Origin of the sequence: Vibrio sp. dhg, from assembly GCF_003443775.1 — a bacterium.
Lineage (GTDB): Bacteria > Pseudomonadota > Gammaproteobacteria > Enterobacterales > Vibrionaceae > Vibrio > Vibrio natriegens.
The window spans coordinates 1,655,821-1,675,196 of sequence record NZ_CP028944.1 but is presented as its reverse complement, the minus strand read 5'-3'; the positions used below and the strand labels follow the sequence as shown (position 1 = coordinate 1,675,196).

General features: G+C 43.6%; 19 protein-coding genes. 7 read left to right on the top strand and 12 right to left on the bottom strand.

Annotated features, from left to right (window positions below; translation table 11 throughout):
• Positions 1-64: 64 nt before the first annotated feature.
• Positions 65-1,144, bottom strand: a complete 1,080-nt coding sequence (gene alr, locus DBX26_RS23215) for an alanine racemase (RefSeq protein ID WP_118121039.1) — start codon at positions 1,142-1,144, stop codon at positions 65-67.
• Positions 1,145-2,208: 1,064 nt separating this feature from the next.
• On the opposite strand from alr, the gene dgcN reads away from it, so the two are divergent.
• From dgcN to DBX26_RS23200, 3 genes are read left to right on the top strand one after another with little or no spacing between them, the layout of a single operon-like run.
• Complete coding sequence (gene dgcN, locus DBX26_RS23210) at positions 2,209-3,213, top strand: N-acetyltransferase DgcN (RefSeq protein WP_020335355.1); 1,005 nt, start codon at positions 2,209-2,211, stop codon at positions 3,211-3,213.
• Entirely contained in the window at positions 3,213-4,187 is a 975-nt protein-coding gene (dgcA, locus tag DBX26_RS23205; protein ID WP_014234720.1) for an N-acetyl-D-Glu racemase DgcA, read from the top strand. The genes dgcN and dgcA overlap by 1 nt, the downstream gene beginning before the upstream one ends.
• Before the next feature lie 10 nt (positions 4,188-4,197).
• Entirely contained in the window at positions 4,198-5,055 is an 858-nt protein-coding gene (locus tag DBX26_RS23200; protein ID WP_118121038.1) for a D-amino-acid transaminase, read from the top strand.
• 86 nt (positions 5,056-5,141) lie between these two features.
• On the opposite strand, the gene DBX26_RS23195 is transcribed toward DBX26_RS23200, so the two are convergent.
• From DBX26_RS23195 to DBX26_RS23180, 4 genes are all read right to left on the bottom strand, one after another.
• Complete coding sequence (locus DBX26_RS23195) at positions 5,142-5,987, bottom strand: CPBP family intramembrane glutamic endopeptidase (protein WP_118121037.1); 846 nt, start codon at positions 5,985-5,987, stop codon at positions 5,142-5,144.
• A gap of 137 nt (positions 5,988-6,124) precedes the next feature.
• A complete protein-coding gene (locus DBX26_RS23190) occupies positions 6,125-6,868 on the bottom strand; it encodes a dienelactone hydrolase family protein (RefSeq protein ID WP_118121036.1) in 744 nt (247 codons plus the stop codon).
• 261 nt (positions 6,869-7,129) lie between these two features.
• Positions 7,130-8,230 carry an alkene reductase gene (locus DBX26_RS23185; protein WP_118121035.1) on the bottom strand — a complete coding sequence of 367 codons (1,101 nt, stop codon included), beginning with the start codon at positions 8,228-8,230 and terminating at the stop codon, positions 7,130-7,132.
• A 129-nt stretch (positions 8,231-8,359) separates the two neighbouring features.
• On the bottom strand, positions 8,360-9,241 hold the full coding sequence (locus DBX26_RS23180; RefSeq protein WP_118121034.1) for a LysR family transcriptional regulator: 882 nt from the start codon (positions 9,239-9,241) through the stop codon (positions 8,360-8,362).
• Between the two features lie 500 nt (positions 9,242-9,741).
• Between DBX26_RS23180 and fdhA the strand changes: the two genes are divergently transcribed.
• Together fdhA and DBX26_RS23170 are read left to right on the top strand one after the other, a co-directional pair.
• Positions 9,742-10,944 carry a formaldehyde dehydrogenase, glutathione-independent gene (gene fdhA / locus DBX26_RS23175; RefSeq protein ID WP_014234726.1) on the top strand — a complete coding sequence of 401 codons (1,203 nt, stop codon included), beginning with the start codon at positions 9,742-9,744 and terminating at the stop codon, positions 10,942-10,944.
• Between the two features lie 422 nt (positions 10,945-11,366).
• Positions 11,367-12,293 carry a LysR family transcriptional regulator gene (locus DBX26_RS23170; protein WP_118121033.1) on the top strand — a complete coding sequence of 309 codons (927 nt, stop codon included), beginning with the start codon at positions 11,367-11,369 and terminating at the stop codon, positions 12,291-12,293.
• 144 nt (positions 12,294-12,437) lie between these two features.
• On the opposite strand, the gene DBX26_RS23165 is transcribed toward DBX26_RS23170, so the two are convergent.
• Positions 12,438-12,779, bottom strand: coding sequence for a DUF3316 domain-containing protein (locus DBX26_RS23165; protein ID WP_118121032.1), 342 nt, complete (start codon positions 12,777-12,779; stop codon positions 12,438-12,440).
• 499 nt (positions 12,780-13,278) lie between these two features.
• Here DBX26_RS23165 and DBX26_RS23160 point away from each other — a divergent pair, with 499 nt between their 5' ends.
• Complete coding sequence (locus DBX26_RS23160; protein WP_118121031.1) at positions 13,279-14,910, top strand: glycosyltransferase family 39 protein; 1,632 nt, start codon at positions 13,279-13,281, stop codon at positions 14,908-14,910.
• A 125-nt stretch (positions 14,911-15,035) separates the two neighbouring features.
• On the opposite strand, the gene DBX26_RS23155 is transcribed toward DBX26_RS23160, so the two are convergent.
• From DBX26_RS23155 to ppiC, 4 genes are all read right to left on the bottom strand, one after another.
• Positions 15,036-15,551, bottom strand: a complete 516-nt coding sequence (locus tag DBX26_RS23155; protein ID WP_118121030.1) for a GNAT family N-acetyltransferase — start codon at positions 15,549-15,551, stop codon at positions 15,036-15,038.
• A 41-nt stretch (positions 15,552-15,592) separates the two neighbouring features.
• Positions 15,593-15,883: a hypothetical protein gene (locus tag DBX26_RS23150; RefSeq protein ID WP_254063574.1), complete on the bottom strand. Its 291-nt coding sequence runs from the start codon at positions 15,881-15,883 to the stop codon at positions 15,593-15,595.
• A gap of 227 nt (positions 15,884-16,110) precedes the next feature.
• Positions 16,111-16,455, bottom strand: a complete 345-nt coding sequence (locus DBX26_RS23145; RefSeq protein WP_014234732.1) for a YajD family HNH nuclease — start codon at positions 16,453-16,455, stop codon at positions 16,111-16,113.
• A gap of 72 nt (positions 16,456-16,527) precedes the next feature.
• Entirely contained in the window at positions 16,528-16,806 is a 279-nt protein-coding gene (gene ppiC, locus DBX26_RS23140; RefSeq protein ID WP_005375342.1) for a peptidylprolyl isomerase PpiC, read from the bottom strand.
• A 254-nt stretch (positions 16,807-17,060) separates the two neighbouring features.
• On the opposite strand from ppiC, the gene DBX26_RS23135 reads away from it, so the two are divergent.
• Positions 17,061-17,975, top strand: coding sequence for a chemotaxis protein (locus tag DBX26_RS23135; protein WP_118121029.1), 915 nt, complete (start codon positions 17,061-17,063; stop codon positions 17,973-17,975).
• A gap of 69 nt (positions 17,976-18,044) precedes the next feature.
• Here DBX26_RS23135 and hutZ read toward each other — a convergent pair whose 3' ends face one another.
• Complete coding sequence (hutZ, locus tag DBX26_RS23130; protein ID WP_020335368.1) at positions 18,045-18,566, bottom strand: heme utilization protein HutZ; 522 nt, start codon at positions 18,564-18,566, stop codon at positions 18,045-18,047.
• A 153-nt stretch (positions 18,567-18,719) separates the two neighbouring features.
• Positions 18,720-19,181, bottom strand: coding sequence for a TetR family transcriptional regulator (locus DBX26_RS23125; RefSeq protein ID WP_014234735.1), 462 nt, complete (start codon positions 19,179-19,181; stop codon positions 18,720-18,722).
• Between the last annotated feature and the right edge of the window lie 195 nt (positions 19,182-19,376).

Here is a 19,376-nt window from a genome sequence, read left to right as displayed (position 1 = left end):
CCAACCCAAATATTTCTATGGCTTGAACCCTATTAATCATTTGATTAAGCAGGGCTGGTTGTAACTAAACTTCTACGTACGTTTTGCGAACTCGCTTAGTCAGTTTGATTACGAGCTCATAGGGAATGGTACCTATGTGTTTCGCGACTTTTTCAATCGGTAGATTGTCGCCCCAAAACTCGACGGTATCGCCGACAGCATCACCTGCATCAGGCCCAAGATCCACAGTAACCATATCCATAGAAACGCGACCAGAGATAGGAACGATTCGTCCGTTGATATAGACAGGTGTACCTACCGGTGCATTTCGTGGATAGCCGTCACCATACCCCATCGCGATAACACCAATGTTGGTATCACGTTCTGAAGTCCAGCTTTCACCATAACCGACAGGTTGATTCGCCTTATGCTCACGTATCGCAATGAGCTTTGAGTTCAGCGTCATTACACAACGTAACCCATGCTCCTTACCCGTTTCATTTTCATTTGGGCAGATACCATAAAGAGAAATGCCCGCTCTCATGTAATCGAGGTGAGAGTCAGACCAATACAGAATGCCCGCTGAGTTAGCTAATGTTTTAGGTCCTGGGAAGTCGGCGGTTTGCGACAGAAACAGATCGATCTGCTTTTTCGTCGCAGGAGAGGATAAATCGTCAGCACAGCTAAAATGACTCATGAAACCAACCGGTCCCGCGAGTTTGTTCGTCGCTTCGATTTGTTGAACGTAGTCGCTGAGTTCATAGGGGTGGATCCCCAATCTATGCATCCCAGTATCCAGTTTGAGCCAGACAGTAACAGGGGTAGTGATATCAGCCTGTTTAAGATCTTCCAACTGCTCTTTGCAATGAATCGCCGTATGGAAACCTTCACGTGCAGCCGTTTCCAGATCGGCTTTACAAAAACAACCTTCCAGCAGCAGTATTGGCTGTTTAATACCTTCGCTTCTTAGCTCTAGCGCTTCTTCGATACGAGACACAGCAAACATGTCGGCTTGCGTCAGTGTTTGTGCAGTTTTTACTGCGTTATGCCCGTAAGCGTCACCTTTTATCACAGCGACAACAGATTTATCAGCGCATTTATTTTTAAGTACATCGTAGTTATCGCTAAGTGCTTTTAGATTGATAACAGCTTCAGCAGTGATCATTAACTCTTTCCCAGTGATATACCAATCGGAGTAAGTTTTTCATCATTCTTGCAGGTTAAATTCGCTGATGGTTGGGTAAGAGATCGGTAATTAAAATAACAAGTTAATGCTATCGACACCTTGCTCTATGCGATTTATCCAACGCAATGAAATGACTATTTCCTCATTCAAATTGGTATTGAATTTCTTCCATGTCAGCTCTACGAACACAATTCATTGGATTGTATTTGATGAGCCGATTAATAACGGTTATAGCTCTTATTTTGCGATAATTTACGGTCTTTCTACACGAGTTGCCTAAGCCACCAAATAAACTCAACGCAAATATGCTCAATATCAATTAAGCAATATACAGACCATCGTTCCAATCAGCACATACACTCAGCCATTAAGCTTTTTACAGTGAGATACCCTAAATAAACTCTCATGGTATAAGTTCCGAACTGGAATTCTAAAACCTGTATATTATTTCGATATAAATCAAAATATCAGATTAATATATAAAAGCAAGTACCAATAAAACCATAAAATAAATATGGGATTATTACGATAAAAACAAGACAAAAATGACAAACTACGCACCAATTAGGGTCAATATGTATTATTTTGGTGCATTTAGATGAATATTAAAAAATATCATTGGGCTCTAATTATAAAACCAACCAGAAAAATTTGAATTACATCACAAAATAGAATCATCTATATATTAATTTAAACTTAGTATAAATGACCAATGAATAAGTCATGGCGTATTTTATAGATAAGACGCGTAATTCACTAAGTACTAAAACAATCTGTTACTGACATACACATAAACGACATTTAACGCGCGACTCCAAGGTCAAAATCAGAATATTATGAAAACAAAATTAAGTGAATATATATGCATTAAATTCATTTTATTTGAATATATATTGCATGTTTTTGAGTTTCATTGCTTATACTTTAAATATTTTCACGTATCGACTGATGTTGATGTCACGAATTTTGCACTGTAGTTTGTATTGAGAAGCAAGATTAAAAGCTAGTAAGAAATCCAATTCACGACATGGAGTTAACACAAGATGGAACTTAAACAACCTTATCTATTATTTTTAGGCGATGCTGCAGATGCTTTAGCAGCGAAAGTAGCACAGGGAATCAAAACGTGGCGACCAGAACATTGTGTTGGACAATTACGCCTTGAAGGTTGTAATGCTGATGTTGGTCTTGACGATCTAAGTGTGGCACAAGCTGTTGAGGCGGGTGCCAAAACATTGGTTATTGGCGTTGCTAACCGAGGTGGCGTGATTTCTGAGGAGTGGATTTCGGTCCTGATCGAAGCACTTGAATCAGGTATGGACATCGCTGCAGGTTTACATAATAAATTAAGCGACATTCCAGAACTGGTAGAGAGTGCAAAGAAAAATGGCTGCAGCCTTTTCGATGTTCGCTATCCAACACAAACCTACCCTGTCGCAAACGGTAAGAAACGTTCAGGCAAACGCCTACTAACGGTAGGTACAGACTGCTCGGTAGGCAAAATGTATACCTCGCTGGCGATCGAGAAAGAAATGAAAGAGCGAGGCATCGATGCTGATTTTCGCGCCACCGGTCAGACGGGTATTCTGATCACTGGTGATGGTGTGAGTGCAGACTGTGTGGTCGCCGATTTCATTGCCGGTGCTATTGAAACCATCGCGCCAGAAAATGATCCACAACATTGGGATGTCATAGAAGGCCAAGGATCGTTATTCCACGCTTCATTTGCAGGTGTTACCACAGGTCTTATCCATGGCTCTCAAGCAGACGCTTTAGTGTTGTGTCATGAGCCGACTCGCACCCATATGCGTGGCCTGCCTGATTATCCATTACCGGATATCAAAGCTTGTATGGAAGCCAATATTGCCACCGCAAAACTCACCAATCCAAATGTCCAATTTGTCGGTATCTCAATCAACACTTCAGGCCTGTCAGAAAGTGAAGCAATGGAATACATGGATAGCGTTGAGTCTGAAGTAGGCTTGCCAGTTGTCGATCCATTCCGTCAAGGCGTAGCGCGTATTGTCGATAAATTAGCGGAGCTGTAATGAAGGTTAGTCTTGAAACGAAAAGTTGGCCGATTCTCGGTAGTTTTACTATCTCTAGGGGTAGTAAAACCCACGCAGAAACCATCATTGTTGAAATAGAACACCAAGGCTTGAAAGGACGTGGCGAATGTGTCCCATATGGCCGATACGGTGAATCTATTCAAAATGTGTTGGCAGAGATAGAAAGCATCATCCCTGATATTGAAGCTGGGATAAGCCGAGAAGAGTTGCAACCGTTATTACCATCGGGCGCAGCGCGTAATGCCGTCGACTGCGCTCTGTGGGATTTGGAATGTAAAACCGCAAACCAGTCTATCTGGGAAAAAATTGGTTTGGCAGCAGGTGAACTAACCACAGCGTACACCCTCTCTTTGGATACCCCAGAAAATATGGAGAAAAAGGCAATTGAGCATTCTCATCGACCACTGCTTAAACTGAAATTAGGTGGTGCAGAAGATCTTGAGCGTGTTCAGGCAGTGCGCCGCGGTGCACCCAACTCTGCGATCATTCTGGATGCCAACGAAGCATGGACGTTAGATACCTATAATCAGCTCATACCTGAACTATTAAAGCTGGATGTTTCAATGATTGAGCAGCCGTTTCATGCCGATGACGATCATATATTGGATGACCTTGAACGACCGATAGCAATTTGTGCCGACGAATCTTGTCATGATCGAATGAGTCTACCAAAGATCATTGGTCGGTATGACATGATCAATATAAAACTCGATAAAACGGGTGGCTTAACTGAAGCTCTGGCACTGAAAGAACAGGCTCAAGCGGCAGGTCTACGTATTATGGTCGGGTGCATGGTGGCTTCTTCATTAAGTATGGCGCCAGCATTTGTCGTCGCCCAAGGAGCGGAAGTCGTCGATTTAGATGGTCCACTGCTGCTCAGTGAAGATATCGAACATGGCTTTGAGTTCGAAAACAACTCTATGCTGCCTTTCGACAGAAAATTGTGGGGATAAGGGGAAAGTAATGGAACGTATTGTATACCTCAATGGAAAGTTTCTCGCTGAAAGTGAAGCAAAAGTTTCCGTATTTGACAGAGGATTCCTCTTTGCAGATGCCGTCTATGAAGTAACGGCGGTATTAGATGGTAAATTGATTGACCACGAAGGTCACCTTGCCCGCTTAGAACGTTCGGCTAAAGAGCTTGGCATTAAGATGCCAGTCACTGGTGAACAGTTGATGGATATTCAGCGACAGCTAATTGAAAAAAACAGTTTAGTGGAAGGGGGAATCTATCTTCAGTTAACTCGCGGGAATGAAGGTGACCGCGACTTTTCATACAGTGACAAGATTGAACCCACACTGGTGCTGTTTACTCAATCACGCAATCTGATTGATAGTCCAAAAGCTCAGACAGGGATTAAAGTCATTTCGTTTAATGATATTCGCTGGCGTCGACGTGATATTAAAACCACCAGCTTGTTACCCGCGTGCTTAGCGAAACAAATCGCACACGAAGCTGGCGCAGAAGACGTTTGGCTAATTGAAAACGGTTATGTTACCGAAGGTGGTTCAAGTAACGCCTATATTGTTACCCAAGATGATGTGCTGGTCACTCGCCCGCTAAGCAATGATATTCTGCACGGTATCACCCGAGCATCATTAATGGCGCTCGCTAAAGAGCTGAACTTAACCATTGAAGAGCGTTTCTTTACCATCGAAGAAGCTTATCAGGCGAAAGAAGCGTTTATCAGCTCTGCAACAACCTTCGTGTGGCCTGTCGTAGCAATCGATGATAAGCCAATTGGCAGTGGCAAACCTGGTGAAATCGCATTAAGGCTGCGTGATATTTACATTAAGACGTCAAAAGAACTGGCGGTTTAACTCCAACATACTATTCAACTATTGTGGCCAAACAACCTTGGCCACGGTTGAATCTCTTTTCACACCGATGAGTTGCACTATAACAATCATTGTGCGGCTGCCGGATAGGTAAAGAAAACTAGATGAGCAAAGTTAAACAGAAAATGCGCCAATACCGCACACCATAATCGGCCAGTCACGTAGAAAATCAACCCATAGCCTAACCCTGCAAGCGTCGCGAATAAGACAAGTAATCCGCCACCAGCGATATGCGCGACACCAAACAAGACACCCGCAACTACCACGCCAACTTTCCAGTTAAAACGACGGCCCAGAGATTGTTGAATCAACCCACGAAATAATGCTTCTTCCGCAACGCAGGTAATCATCAAGTTATTAACAGCAAATAACCACCACCAGCCAGGTAGGCTAAGTTCCACCTTCAATGCTCCCAAAAAACTCGCAATTGGCAGTAAGCTGAGCAACGGAACCAGTATCAATAAAATATGCTTAAATTCGATTTGCTTTGTTTCCCCCAATAACTTCGGGTAAGCGAGTAGAAGAGCAAAAAAGGCGAGTGGTTTATCCAAATTCAAATACATTGAGAAGGGAATACTTTGCGGGCCCGATTTAACATCATCAAGCACTTGGAGGTTATTAAATCCCGGCATAGCGTGGGTAAACAGCACCGCACACCAAATCAGAACAAGTGCCCAGCCACTATAGTAAACCCACCTACCCTTTTGGTTGTTAGCTAGCCTGGGTAATTGGTAAGCGGTAGCGAGCACAAACAATGCCGTAATAAACGCGATAAACTCAATACGGTCAACGATAAGAGCACATACCAGAGCCACGAGTAACAGCAATATCGCCGTCAATTTATGTCGAGTGAAAGCTGTAGCTGTCGCAAACAAAAGGGGTAGCCATACCCAGACGGTGGCATCAAGAAGCATGAAAAAGTCCTTTTTTATAATTGTGCTTCAGTAAATCAGGGTTGAATTGTAAAGGAAAGAAGTACAGACAGTAAGAAGGCTACCGTGAATCTTGGTAGCCTTTTAGCTTTGATAAGATGCTACGTGATGCTTTAACTTTACTTTGTCGTATTCGCGGTCAAGAAGCTTGAGAATGCTTGCCAAGATTTCTCATCCGCATCTTTACGATAACGATCGGAGTCCCACACGGTGAAGGCATGAGGTGCACCGCCGTAAGCCACCATTTCATGTGGAACTTTGTTTTGCTCGAGTTCGTCAGCCAACTGAGCAAATTCGCTCATTGGTATTGCAGTATCAGCCGTGCCATGAAGAATAAGAACCGGAGCCTTGGTATCTGCATAACTTTGACCTTCTGGTGTTTTAAGGCCACCATGGAAAGTAACGAAGCCTTTCACATTCATGCCAGATCGCGCAGACTCCAGTACTGCCGCACCGCCAAAGCAGTACCCCATCACAACCGTGTTATCTAAATTGCCACCCAGCTTACCCGCTTCTGCCAAGCTAGCGTTCATTAGCTTTCTCAGCTTTTCCCTGTCCTTATAAAGCTCCCCGGTATGCTGCCTTTTATCTTCCACTTTAGTTGGGCGTACTCCTTGACCAAACAGATCAGCAGCAAATACGTTGTAACCCATGTCGTTAAGCATTTGTGCTCTCTTTTCTTCGTACTCGGTCAGCCCGTCCCAGTCATGGACCAACAACACTAGCGGCGCATTATCGTCAACTTTAGCCCAATACCCTTCGTAAGAAACATCGCCAACTTGGTAAACCACGTTCTCACCAGCAGAAACAGAGCAGCTGCCAGCCGCAGCAAGAAGTGCCAACCCAATGAGCTTGATTTTCATAACAATTCCTTTTTGTATTATGTTGATGGCTGTCTAAGTAGCTTAGTACATCCTCAAAAAGGAACGGTTATTTGAAGATGAAACTTTGCGACTCGTTCAAACAACTTATACCAGCGAGGAGAATGAAATGATCAGGTTATATGACACCATTAAGTAGCTAACTATCAATGATCTGGAGAGACACTCCAAACTATTTCCCGCCCCCAAAGAATAGAAAAGCCTCACTGAAGAGGCTTACCATGAACGTAGCTTAAATGGAGATTAGCTCTCAGAATAAGCTGGGTAATCAATCAACCCTTTTTCGCCGCCACCAAACAGAGTGTCAGGGTGATGAGATGCCCAAGGATGACCATGTTTAATTCGGGCTGGTAAATCTGGGTTTGACACAAATGGTCTTCCAAACCCAATCATATCAGCCAAACCTAAATCCAAAGCTTGAACTGCTTTTTCCACGTTGTATTTACCCGCATAAATGATGGTACCAGAGAAAACGTCACGTAATTCCTGCTTGAAGGTCACTGGCATCAGAGGGGCATCTTCCCAGTCTGCTTCTGCGATGTGTAAATACGCAATGTCATGTTGGTTGAGCAATTTTGCTGCCGCAACATAAGTTTCAGCAGGGTTCGCATCCACCGTTCCATTTAATGTTGTCAGTGGTGCCAGGCGCACACCAACACGGTCAGAACCAATCGCGTCACACAGTGCGGTCACCACTTCGTCAAGAAAACGGAGTCGATTCGGTAAACTGCCGCCATACATGTCTGTACGGTGATTCGATTCAGAGTCGATAAACTGATTGATAAGGTAACCATTCGCAGCATGAAGTTCGATACCATCAAACCCGGCTAGCAACGCATTCTTTGCTGCTTGATGAAATTGACTAATGACCTGCTGAATATCTTCTTCTGTCATGGCTCTTGGCTCAGCAGTATCAACAAAACCGGGTGCATCCGTACCATTATCAATAAAAACTTTAACCCCTTCAGCACGAATGGCTGATGCTGAAATAGGTTGTTCGCCAAGAATGTTATCTGGATGAGTAACGCGCCCCACATGCCAGAGCTGTGCAAAAATAACACCGCCTTCAGCATGCACGGCATCTGTCACTTTTTTCCAACCCGCGATTTGCTCTTCACTGTATATACCAGGCGTCCACGCATACCCTTTACCGTTAGGCGCAATTTGAGTCCCTTCACTGACGATGAGGCCCGCACTCGCTCGCTGAGCATAATACTTGGCCATCAACTCATTTGCCGCATCATGTGGTTGAGTCGCTCTTGAACGAGTCATTGGCGGCATAACGATACGGTTAGCTAACTGGAATCGACCTACTTTGAGCGGTTGAAATAATGCGTCAGTCATAAGAGCCTCTATTGATATCTGAATACGTTTTAGCAGAGTCTAACAACGCAGCTCACATCAATTAAGCAGCAAAAGGACAAAACATTTTTGCAATAATTGCAAAAGTAGCAGGAGACATGACAGATGGAACTAAAGCGTCAGACGTGGCTTGATAAAGTCGATGAACGCCGATATCCGGCGAGCGACGTGTGAAGATTTGTAATACACGGCATTGATCAACTCACGCTCTGAAGATCGAGTCATAAACGAGTCCAAAAGCACCACTAATCGCCCTGCGGCAATATCCTTCTTTACCATATATCCAGACAGACAACTGACCCCATTTCCACTGAGAACAAGTTGTCGAACCGTTTCACCACTGCTACACGCAATAGTAGATTCAATATAATCAACACCTTGCACTGGCCAGACATTTAACGCCCTAGGCGAAGTGAAGCCGATAATATCGTGCTGTAAAAGGTCTTCGGGCGTAAAAGGGAAACCTTTTCGGGCGAGATAATCGGGAGATGCCACCACGAACAACGCACTCTTACCCAAGAATGATGAATGTAGCGAAGAATCAGCAAGTTTACCGATTCGAATCGCTACATCTGTTCGCTTCTCAAGCAAATCTACGTAACCTTCGTTTGAGGACAATTCCAACTCAATATCAGGAAAACACTCGTGAAATTCCTGAGTGAGCGGGACCAACTGATTAAGCATAAACGGACTTGCTGCATCCACACGAAGCTTGCCTTTAGGGAGCACCCGACTGACGAGCAAATCCTCTTCTGCCTGACGAAGGTGCTGCAAACCAGATCGAATCGATTCAACAAAGCGCTTTCCTTCTTCCGTGAGTTCCAAACGTCGCGTCGTCCGATTGAGGATGGTAATACCAAGTTGTTTTTCTACTCTACTAACCGAGCGAGAGACTTTGGCGACTTGAATACCTAACACTTCGGCGGCAAGCGAGAAGCTGCCACTGTCGATGACATTAACCAGTATTTCCAGATCATCCGATCGTGTAAGCATTTCAATTCCGTTTTATTGCAAAAATGACAAAATTAGTCCCACTATCATAGCGAAACTAATGAATATGAAAAGTACAGACTCGTCATATCCTCTAAAGAAGGAAAATGCCTGATGGCAGGTCAACAGCTCAACTTAGGTTTTTCTGAGTGGACAAGTAACGTGCCTACTTTTGCACTTTTGAGCACTCACCCTCACTTAATGACACAGTTGTGACCTTGATCTCAGCATCAATTTTCTTATCTCAATCACGTCGTAAACGCACCAAAATGCGGCGCAATGCGACATATATGTGCATTAGGTGAGCGCTATTCTCCGACACGAAAGTTAAAGAAAAGCACCAATAAATCTTAGCTAACATGAGCCGAAATGCTGTTGTCACCAAGGACTAAAATCGCCCTAATGGTTTGATAAATCTGAGTTTTAAAGCTGTTGTCATCGTTAACGGATTTCACTGGTAAAGGAACCACTAGAACTATAATAAGCCTCAACAAGGAGACCTTATGTCCTACGAAAAATCAAACCGCGCCGTTGTTTACAAAGGCCCGGGCAAAGTTGCTGTCGAGTCAATTCCATACCCAGAACTCGCATTAGGCAATCGTAAGTGTGAGCACGGCGTAATCCTTAAAGTGCTGACGACCAATATCTGTGGCAGCGACCAACATATGGTACGTGGACGTACAACCGCTGAAGAAGGCTTAGTACTTGGTCACGAAATCACGGGCATCATTTTAGAAAAAGGCCGCGATGTCGAGTTCGTTGATGTTGGCGATATCGTTTCAGTACCGTTTAACATTGCTTGTGGCCGATGCCGCAACTGTAAATCAGGCATGACTGGTATCTGCCTGAACGTAAACCCTGCTCGTCCAGGTGCGGCATACGGTTATGTTGATATGGGCGGCTGGGTTGGCGGCCAATCTGAATACGTAATGATACCGTACGCTGACTTTAACTTACTTAAGTTCCCAGATCCGGATCAGGCACGAGAGAAAATTAAGGATTTAACACTACTGTCTGATATCTTCCCTACGGGTTTCCATGGCTGTGTAACCGCAGGCGTCGGTCCTGGTTCTACCGTTTATATTGCTGGTGCAGGTCCTGTGGGTCTGGCAGCTGCAGTATCGGCTCAACTACTTGGCGCCGCTTGTGTCATCGTTGGAGACATGATCCCAGATCGTCTAGAGCAAGCACGTAGTTTTGGTTGCGAAACCATTGACCTACGCGAAGACGGCAGCATGGAAGACAAAATTGAAGCCATTCTGAATGAGCGTGAAGTTGATTGTTTTGTTGACTGTGTTGGTTTCGAAGCGCACGGATGTGGCTGTGGTGGTCATACTCAAGAAGCACCAGCAACAGTACTGAACTCTGCGATGCAAGTAACGCGTGCCGGTGGCTCGATTGGTATTCCTGGTCTTTACGTTACAGACGATCCGGGTGCGAAAGACGAAGCTGCGAAAGAAGGTGCACTGAGCATGCGCTTTGGTCTTGGCTGGGCGAAATCACATTCTTTCCATACTGGCCAATGCCCGGTAATGAAATATCACCGTGGTCTGATGCAATCTATTTTGTTCGACAAAGTTAAAATTGCTGACGCCGTAAACGTACAAATGATTTCACTCGATCAAGCACCTCAAGGTTACGCCGACTTTGATGGTGGTGCAGCTAAGAAATTTGTTATTGACCCGCACGGTGAATTTAGCAAGTAACGCTATTTCAGAAAATGCCTAATTTTTAGGGGATAGGTTATTAAATTAACCAAAATCAACGATAATAACTGCGATCGTTAATGTGGGCTTGACTCCCCTGCCGCGGGCTGAATTCCAGCCCGCTTTTTTATATCTAGCAATTTATTCCATCGTTATTTTTGTGATTTTTAATTTTAAAATGCAGATACTATCCACACATAGAACTAAATTAGTATTAGATTAATTGAATAAAGTAACAACCTGCACTGTATTCGTCTTATTTATTAATTAACCACTGTTTAATAACTTTTATCTCAGAGCTATACAGCCAAAAAAACTAACTATCTGTCCCATTTTTAGAGCATACATTTTATTGTATCGCCTAATTAAATATTGATAATATCAGCCATACTAAACCAGAAAGTCATTACTTAGGTGTATTCATGGATCTTGCAAGTAGACTGGAACTACTACTCGAAGTTTCTAAACAGGGCTCTTTCGCAAATGCTGCGGACGCGCGTGGCATCGATCGCTCGGTATTATCCAAACAGATAAGAAAACTAGAAGAGTCGCTTGGTCTCAGGCTACTTAATCGCTCTACACGCTCACTTTCGCTTACACCCGCAGGCGAAGAAATAGTAAAGCAAGCCCAGCAAGTTAGCGACGCTTTAGAAAAGACTCGTCAACTTGCGGATACGTTCAGTGATACGCCTAAGGGCCATCTTAGAATATCTTGCCCATCACTCTTCGGGCGGAAATACGTAAAGGAAAGTGTGGTCGCTTTCCTCAAAAAGTACCCGCAAGTCAGTGTCGAAGTCATCCTTAATGATAGGAGAGTCGATCTTATTGGAGAACGTTATGATGTTGTATTTCGAGTCGGTTCTCCCGTAGACTCAAACTTAGTGGCGAAAAAACTGGCAAATCATCAGCTGCTATTACTTGCATCAAAAGACTTTATCGCTGAATACGGCCACCCTGAAACACCTCAAGAACTCGCCGCGTTACCCGCTGTCATTTATTCCAACGGCTCATACCAAATGAATAAAGTGCAATTATCATCAATGAAAGATGAAGAAGCACATCCCGTCACCGTTACGGCTCAAGGTCGCTATCATGTCAATGAGGTGGAGTTATTAATGGATGGTGTGCAATCGGGGCTAGGCTATGCCATCGTGGGCCAATTGATGCTCACGCAGAGTATCGAAGAGATGCAGCTGGTTAGATTATTACCTGATTATGAAATCTCTTATACCGGTGGCTTGTACGCCTTGTATCCACACCGCAATCAGCCTCCGCTGGTCAAACTGTTTATTGAAACGGTACAAAATACGATTGGAAGCCCACCGATATGGGAGAGTTACATGACGTAAACTAAACAATATTTATATTTTGATAAATATTCAATTTACGTCAGTATCAGATTTATTGGCATTTATTATTGGGGGAGTATTATGTCCCCCAATACAATTAAGATAATATTTTAGATGTGGATGTTTGACTAAATAAGCCATAACTTAGTCATGTAGTCTCATTGCGTTGAAGTGGTAATCCACATTTAGAACTGCTCGATATTGAATGTCATCACGTGCGTAAGCCACTTCTTTAATAATCACTTTACTGTCATCGATGTTGATATTATTTACATTAGTGTATCCAAATAATCCAAATTCACGTCGTAACTCTGATTTAGACATTGATTTTAATGAATCTGACAAATCAAAGCCTGCATTGAGTGCTTGCTCTCTGCTCTGATAAGTACCTGCATCCATATTTGTATGTTCTGTAATAGTAATATTTGAAGCAAATACTGATGAAGCCATAAGTAGACCAGTAGTTAGTACGAATAATTTTTTCATAATAAAACCCTTTAATGTATTAATTAATATTGATAGGAACCTATCGCGTTTTGTTGGGTTTATTATTCATATTTGAACTAGGAAGATAAAGAGAGGTTTCAGAATTTCACTATGGGCGAAATGGCACTAATAGCCTTGGTGACTAGCGCTGCTGAAGCACTAGATTACACCTGAAATCTGACCTGGCATTATGATAGGGATCAAAAGACAAGCACTTACCCTTAGGTCGAGTTTCACCTCTTATAACCTAACAACATGCTGAGGCATGTACCTTGCTGTGGAAAGTTAACACTAATTGAGAAATAAAATGCTGCTTCTGGGGATCCAGCCTGGTTAAACATTGACATGTTGTTCTATCAGAGAAGATTGCTATGCTAACTAAATGTAACAAAATGCAAATAAAGTACTAAGTAGAGAATGAGACAGGTCAACTATTCACTCATAAGAATGATGGATTGAACTCATTAACTACGAGTAACGTTAGATAGCAGGAACAACAATGACATCTAAGAAGGCAACCTCACCTTTATCTCCGCATGTTCAGTACACTGCACTGGCACTTTTTGCCGCGTTATTCTTCATAGCCGTGAATCTCTGGTTCCGACCTATTTTTCCCATCGATGAAACCCGTTATGTCTCTGTCGCGTGGGAAATGTGGCTCAACAATGACTGGCTGGTACCACAACTCAATGGGCAACCATACGATCATAAACCACCGTTAATGTTCTGGTTATTCAGCGCCGTTTGGTCCTTATTTGGCACATCCGATACCGTGACGCGTTTAGTAGTACCAGGCTTCGCTTTGGTAAACCTTTATCTTGTAGGAAAACTGGCGGAGAAAATTTACCCCGACTCAGCACAAGCGAAGTGGTTATCTCCCCTCATTCTTATCAGTTTTCTTGGCTGGTTTTTGTATTCCAGTATGATCATGTTCGATTTAATACTCGCCGTATTCCTCCAACTTGCGGTATTGAGTTTTTGGCGATACTCCGAAACAGAACGTGATTCATGGTCATATTTAAGTGGTGTGTGCCTTGGGCTCGGAATGCTGACTAAGGGACCTGTGGTGTTCGTCTATTTTATCCCTTTCCTTCTGTTAGCCCATCTTTGGCACCCTTCACCCGCTTCCATCAACAAAGCTTTTTTCAAAGCGATTCTCAAAACAGTGGGTATCGCGGTTATAGTCATCCTGCTTTGGGCACTACCTGCAGCGATAGTCGGTGGAGAAGAGTACACGAAGGCCATTTTATGGGTGCAATCTGCCGGGAGGGTACAAGACTCTTTTGCCCATGCCCGACCTTTTTACTGGTATGTGTCACTCTTGCCAGCCTTACTTTTTCCTTGGCTTTTCCTCATTAGTTTCTGGCGAAACCGTCCATGGATTTGGGTCGGACGACGAGATACCTTCTGTTTCTCGTTGTTTGTGTTTGTGGTGGGAATATTCAGTTGCTTCAGCGGAAAACAGATTCACTATTTACTTCCGATTTTCCCTTTTATCGCCATTTGGATCGCGAAGCGATTGGATCTCGCGAAGGTAAAAACCGAGCCAGCGATAGTGGGAGCCATCGTGCTTATTACGCTAGCCATCTTAAGTGCTCCACTATGGGCAGAAAAAGCGTTTCGCAGCACGGAAGTCACGGATGTTCACTTAAGTTGGAGCCTGTTGCCGGCGATGTTGATCGTGTTGCTATTATGGAAAAGAAAGCTGCCTATTGATCGTCTTGCGCTTAATATCGGGGCACTACTGCTGAGCTTATCCGCCTTGATGGCCAGTCTGTCACCAGTCCTCAACAACGTTTATGATGTAACAGAGACAGGTCGTCAAATCCATCAGTTGCAATCTCAAGGACACAGCATTTCGTACGTTGGCAAGTATCACAATACCTTTGGTTTCGCAGGTAAACTGGAAAAACCGCTAAATTTAATTCCGTCATCACAACCAGAGAGAAACGCATTTTTAACCACGCAGCCGGGCTATACCATCTGGGTTCAACGTAAGAAAACACAGCCTTTGGAAACCAATGCCATTTACATGACTCCCTACCGTGGCAGGTGGCTGTTTATTGTCGACAATCAAGTACTGGCGAACCTTCTTGCACCAAGTGGCACTAGTGAAGCAGCGGAAAAGTAGCCGCTTTATCTAAATTAAAACAGGCATCAAAAACCGAACTCGTCGATGAGTGTTCGCAAACGAGCCCTAACTAAACTGTGACAACCGGACAGTTGTCATTTCCATTGTTTATTCGAATACATAAATTAAAGATCTGAAGTATAAACACAAACTTCTCGCGCCTTTCCCTGCATACGATTAATGCGATTTTCAATATAGGTAAAGCCGAGTTTTTTGATCACTGACTTGGAACGTTCATTGCCCAAAAGGTGCATGACATGTAACTTGCTCAACCCAAGATTCGATTTACTAAAGGTGATTATTGCCTTCGATGCTTCAGTCGCATAACCGCGCCCCCAATAAGGTACGCCCAGCCAATAACCTAAGGTGCCCACACCATTATCTATTCCTAGAAAACTCACCGCGCCAATCAGCTCACCGCTCTCTTTTAAAGTAATGGCATAGACGATACCTTTACCTCTATCAAAGAGTGGCTCATGAGTATTAATCCACAACTCCGCATCGGCAAGCGAATAAGGATGAGGGATGTTCGCTGTCATGTCCGCAATAACCTTGTCACCAGCCAGAAGCGCGACACGCTTGGCATCCGATAAAGTAAAGGGTCTGAGTATCAACCTATCCGTTTCTACATTTTGCTGCATAAATTCCTTTATGTTCCTAGCGCAAGTTAGGTGAGAAAAATTTAGGTTCTCTCGGCATAATCACTTTTGAGTGTTAAAAAAGCTAAATAAATCAGTCCTAACGGGGGGATCAAGGCTAAAAGAACACCGACTAACGCAGAAATCATTGGAGTACTGGTTTTACGCCGACCCAAGTAGTAGCTCAAAAGTAAGCTGATCACCAAATAGACAGAAGCACCTTGAAGCAGTAATGTCGCGTCTATATTCATTGCAATCTCCTTTGCATATAACGCCTGTTCAAAAATAATGGTGCCTTCTGTACCAATATGCAACAAAGTAATAATGGATTTCATCAATAATGAGGCTATAAAACGTTTTACGTTAGTTAGCTGCTTTAATCACTATAACCAGATCCCTTAAATCAATTTTAAAAAATCATGTTGCTATCGTAACAGTTGGAAGTTTGGGGCAACGTCGATCCTTAGAAACGTGACAAGTAACGAAGTATACTGCTGTGCTCAATGGCTAAACTCAATCTAGTGGCGTTATCGATGACTAACGCCACTTTAGCCCTTAAGCATCACTTCTTCATCATCTTCGCTAAATCAGCAAATGGATTGTACGTCGCGCCTTGGTGCTCATCTTCACCAGGTTTAATTTCGCTGCCGTAACGTTCATGCTCTAGATACTTACTATGTTCATGATCGTGGCAATAGAGACATAACAACTCCCAGTTGCTACCGTCTTCCGGGTTATTCGTGTGGTCATGATCCTTGTGATGAACCGTTAATTCACGCAGATTTGAATACACAAACTCTCGAGCACACCTTCCGCATACCCAAGGATAGAGCTTCAGTGCTTTCTCGCGATAACCGGCTTCTTTACGTGCATAACTGGCACTGGTTCCGTAATAATCTGATGCCATACGTATAACCTCACGTGTGATTTAAAATAAGATGCTAGCCCGAGCACAAAGTTCCTGTACTCGCGCTAAATATCATGTTCTATATAATACTTTTACCACATGCCAGCCAAATTTAGTTTTTACTAAATGCGGTGTTAGCACCTCACCTGAAAAACAAACTTTGTCGAACTGAGGCACCATTTGTCCACGACGAAACTCACCAAGATCACCACCGCGTTTTCCAGACGGGCAAGTCGAGTATTTCTTTGCCAGTGTCTGAAACTTAGCCCCTTTTTTAAGTTGCTTGATGATGTCTTCTGCTTGTTCTTTGTGTTTCACAAGAATATGCAATGCGGCTGCTGTATTTGCCATCTGTTTATCTCTCGCTGTTCTGTTAGCGCAAGTTTACCGAATACACCCAAGCACGCCAAACATTTCTCTCACCACGCCTACAGGGAAGCTCTATTTGTGTTTTGTTAACACGACCTGAGCGGAATTTAAGCATTCTCACATCTGCAAAGCTAATAGATTGAATGAAAACTTAACTTTTCGGTGTAGGGCTGTTGATGCCGCCGGTTTATCCGATTAGATTAGAGGTAATCATTTGGTATTTATAAGGTTATTTCATGGCAAAAGTCGTTAGCAAAGCGAATCAATCTCAGGGGATGTTAGTATTCAAGCTTACCCTGCAACAATATTTCGCGATAGGCACTCTTAAAGTCCGTGAAATTGTTCCGTACATGCCGACCACGAAGATCCCATACTCCCACCAGCACGTAATCGGCACAGTGACGATTCGCAACCTAACCGTGCCAGTAATTGATATGGCGGCAGCCGTCGGGTTCCGACCGATTCAGGAAGAAGAGTATCAAAGCTGTTACTTGATTGTGACTGACTGCCTGCGAACCGTTGTTGCCTTTATGGTTCGAAGCATTGAAAAAATCATTGATTGTGACTGGAAAACCATAGAGTCACCACCCGAGAGCGCTGGTCAAAATATTTTTGTCACGGGCATTACTCAGTATGAAAACAAAATGGTTCAAATGCTGGATGTCGAATTGCTTCTGTCCAAGATCTATCCGCAATATGAACATTCAAAAATCCCAATGTTGACTGACGTAGAACGTGAACGTTTAAAAGCTCTTAATATCTTACTCGTTGACGATTCTTCGATTGCACGTAAGCAACTAAGTGATGCATTAGACAGCATTAACATCCCGTACCAAATCAGTAAAAATGGCGCGGAAGCGTTGCAATTCATGAGAGATCAAGCGGCACTACATAGCCCAATTGATTTGTTAGTCAGCGACATTGAAATGCCGGGACTGGATGGTTACGAGCTGGCGTTCGAAGTGCAAAACGACTCGGCACTTAACCACTCGTACCGTATTTTGCACACTTCTCTTTCAAGTGAAATCTGCGTTGATCGCGCCCATCAAGTGGGTGCACACGAGGCTCTGGTAAAGTTTAACGCTGGTGAGTTAATTGAAGCCATGCTGAGAGGGGCGAAGGAGATTGAAGCTACAGCTATGGCTTCATAACTTCGCAGGCAGAGAGGGGGAGCTCGAGAAACGCCTCCCCCAAATGGTTTGACTGTGCCCAATAAATCTCTAAATTTTTTGATGTCCTTTCTCTAAGTGGATAAAGTCCACAAGATCATCGCCAGAAACCTCATACGCCTGACCGAAGCCTTTCACAAACAAGCCTTTTTCTGCTTTTAAGTTGAACAAAACGAAGTCTTCCAGATTGCTCAAACCATCAATAATCTCTCCGAAACGTGCTTTCATCTGAGCAACAATTTGTTGCCAAAGCTCGGTGTCACGTTCCACAACGATTGCTACCGCATCAAACGTCAGGCGCTTACGGGCAAAAATTTGACCAGCAGAGCCTTCATCTTCGATCATCATTAGGGAGACGTTAGGATTTTCTAGTAAGTTGCGTGCATGGCGAGCAAGCTGTGAAATAAGAACAAAGTAACCTTGCTGGTTTTGTACAAACGGGGCGTAACTGACGTTAGGTCGGCCTTCAGCATCAACCGTAGCTAACTGTAGTGTTTGGCGCTCCTGACGAAACGCTTTGATTTCCGGCCCCAGACGGCCTTGCAGGCGCTCTTGTTTCACTTGTTGATTCATTTTAATTCCTGAGGTTCTCTACCACTGTGGTTGGTATTATAGCCTCGCATTGCTGGCTCTGTGGCTAGGGGCTCGTAATACAAAGGCGTTTGGGCCAAAACAAAACATAAAGCCCCACTAGTTACTAGCAGGGCTTTGTTCATTCTGTATCGGTTATTTGCTCATTTGAATCAGAGAACGACCAATCAACCATTCAAGTTCTTTGTCACTGCCATCCCCAAATTGGCTACCGACCATTTTATACAAGCGATCAATACCATTTGTTGCAAATTCATGGGCGTTTTCTGTGGCTACGATGTGATGGAACAGGAGTTTTAAAATAGCCACAAATTCAGCATTTTCCAGTGCTGTCATCCAGCTATCCGAAAACGTAGCCAACCCTTTATCAAACCTTAAGTGCTCGACAAACATTTTAAAGATGCGAGCATCAAGTGCTGCAGTAAAATCCGTTTTTTTAGGGAAGTGATGGCTAATACCTGTACGTGATACACCCGTCTGCTGACTCAGCGTTGTGTACGACATTCTGTCGTAACCAAGTCTAAGCAATTGGTCAACGACGGCATCCATGATCTTCTGGATAGTTATTTCAGTATCTTCTTTACTACGCTTTGGCATATTTTAAGCTCTTCTTTATTAAATCCATCTAACTCACAACTCAACGAGGCCAGAGTGAAATCATCCTCAGTTTTATTACTGTGCTTCCTAATCTAAACGCGGACCTCTGTCATAGCGATAAAGTACTGCGCAATCATCAACATGCCAGGGAATGCTCATCAATGTTTACCATACGCACCCCAGATGAAAAGATAA

Excerpts from the sequence above, each read along its gene's own strand:
- alr (WP_118121039.1), bottom strand. The coding sequence starts at position 1,144 with ATGATCACTGCTGAAGCTGTTATCAATCTAAAAGCACTTAGCGATAAC.
- dgcN (WP_020335355.1), top strand. The coding sequence starts at position 2,209 with ATGGAACTTAAACAACCTTATCTATTATTTTTAGGCGATGCTGCAGAT.
- dgcA (WP_014234720.1), top strand. The coding sequence starts at position 3,213 with ATGAAGGTTAGTCTTGAAACGAAAAGTTGGCCGATTCTCGGTAGTTTT.
- DBX26_RS23200 (WP_118121038.1), top strand. The coding sequence starts at position 4,198 with ATGGAACGTATTGTATACCTCAATGGAAAGTTTCTCGCTGAAAGTGAA.
- DBX26_RS23195 (WP_118121037.1), bottom strand. The coding sequence starts at position 5,987 with ATGCTTCTTGATGCCACCGTCTGGGTATGGCTACCCCTTTTGTTTGCG.
- DBX26_RS23190 (WP_118121036.1), bottom strand. The coding sequence starts at position 6,868 with ATGAAAATCAAGCTCATTGGGTTGGCACTTCTTGCTGCGGCTGGCAGC.
- DBX26_RS23185 (WP_118121035.1), bottom strand. The coding sequence starts at position 8,230 with ATGACTGACGCATTATTTCAACCGCTCAAAGTAGGTCGATTCCAGTTA.
- DBX26_RS23180 (WP_118121034.1), bottom strand. The coding sequence starts at position 9,241 with ATGCTTACACGATCGGATGATCTGGAAATACTGGTTAATGTCATCGAC.
- fdhA (WP_014234726.1), top strand. The coding sequence starts at position 9,742 with ATGTCCTACGAAAAATCAAACCGCGCCGTTGTTTACAAAGGCCCGGGC.
- DBX26_RS23170 (WP_118121033.1), top strand. The coding sequence starts at position 11,367 with ATGGATCTTGCAAGTAGACTGGAACTACTACTCGAAGTTTCTAAACAG.
- DBX26_RS23165 (WP_118121032.1), bottom strand. The coding sequence starts at position 12,779 with ATGAAAAAATTATTCGTACTAACTACTGGTCTACTTATGGCTTCATCA.
- DBX26_RS23160 (WP_118121031.1), top strand. The coding sequence starts at position 13,279 with ATGACATCTAAGAAGGCAACCTCACCTTTATCTCCGCATGTTCAGTAC.
- DBX26_RS23155 (WP_118121030.1), bottom strand. The coding sequence starts at position 15,551 with ATGCAGCAAAATGTAGAAACGGATAGGTTGATACTCAGACCCTTTACT.
- DBX26_RS23150 (WP_254063574.1), bottom strand. The coding sequence starts at position 15,883 with ATGAAATCCATTATTACTTTGTTGCATATTGGTACAGAAGGCACCATT.
- DBX26_RS23145 (WP_014234732.1), bottom strand. The coding sequence starts at position 16,455 with ATGGCATCAGATTATTACGGAACCAGTGCCAGTTATGCACGTAAAGAA.
- ppiC (WP_005375342.1), bottom strand. The coding sequence starts at position 16,806 with ATGGCAAATACAGCAGCCGCATTGCATATTCTTGTGAAACACAAAGAA.
- DBX26_RS23135 (WP_118121029.1), top strand. The coding sequence starts at position 17,061 with ATGGCAAAAGTCGTTAGCAAAGCGAATCAATCTCAGGGGATGTTAGTA.
- hutZ (WP_020335368.1), bottom strand. The coding sequence starts at position 18,566 with ATGAATCAACAAGTGAAACAAGAGCGCCTGCAAGGCCGTCTGGGGCCG.
- DBX26_RS23125 (WP_014234735.1), bottom strand. The coding sequence starts at position 19,181 with ATGCCAAAGCGTAGTAAAGAAGATACTGAAATAACTATCCAGAAGATC.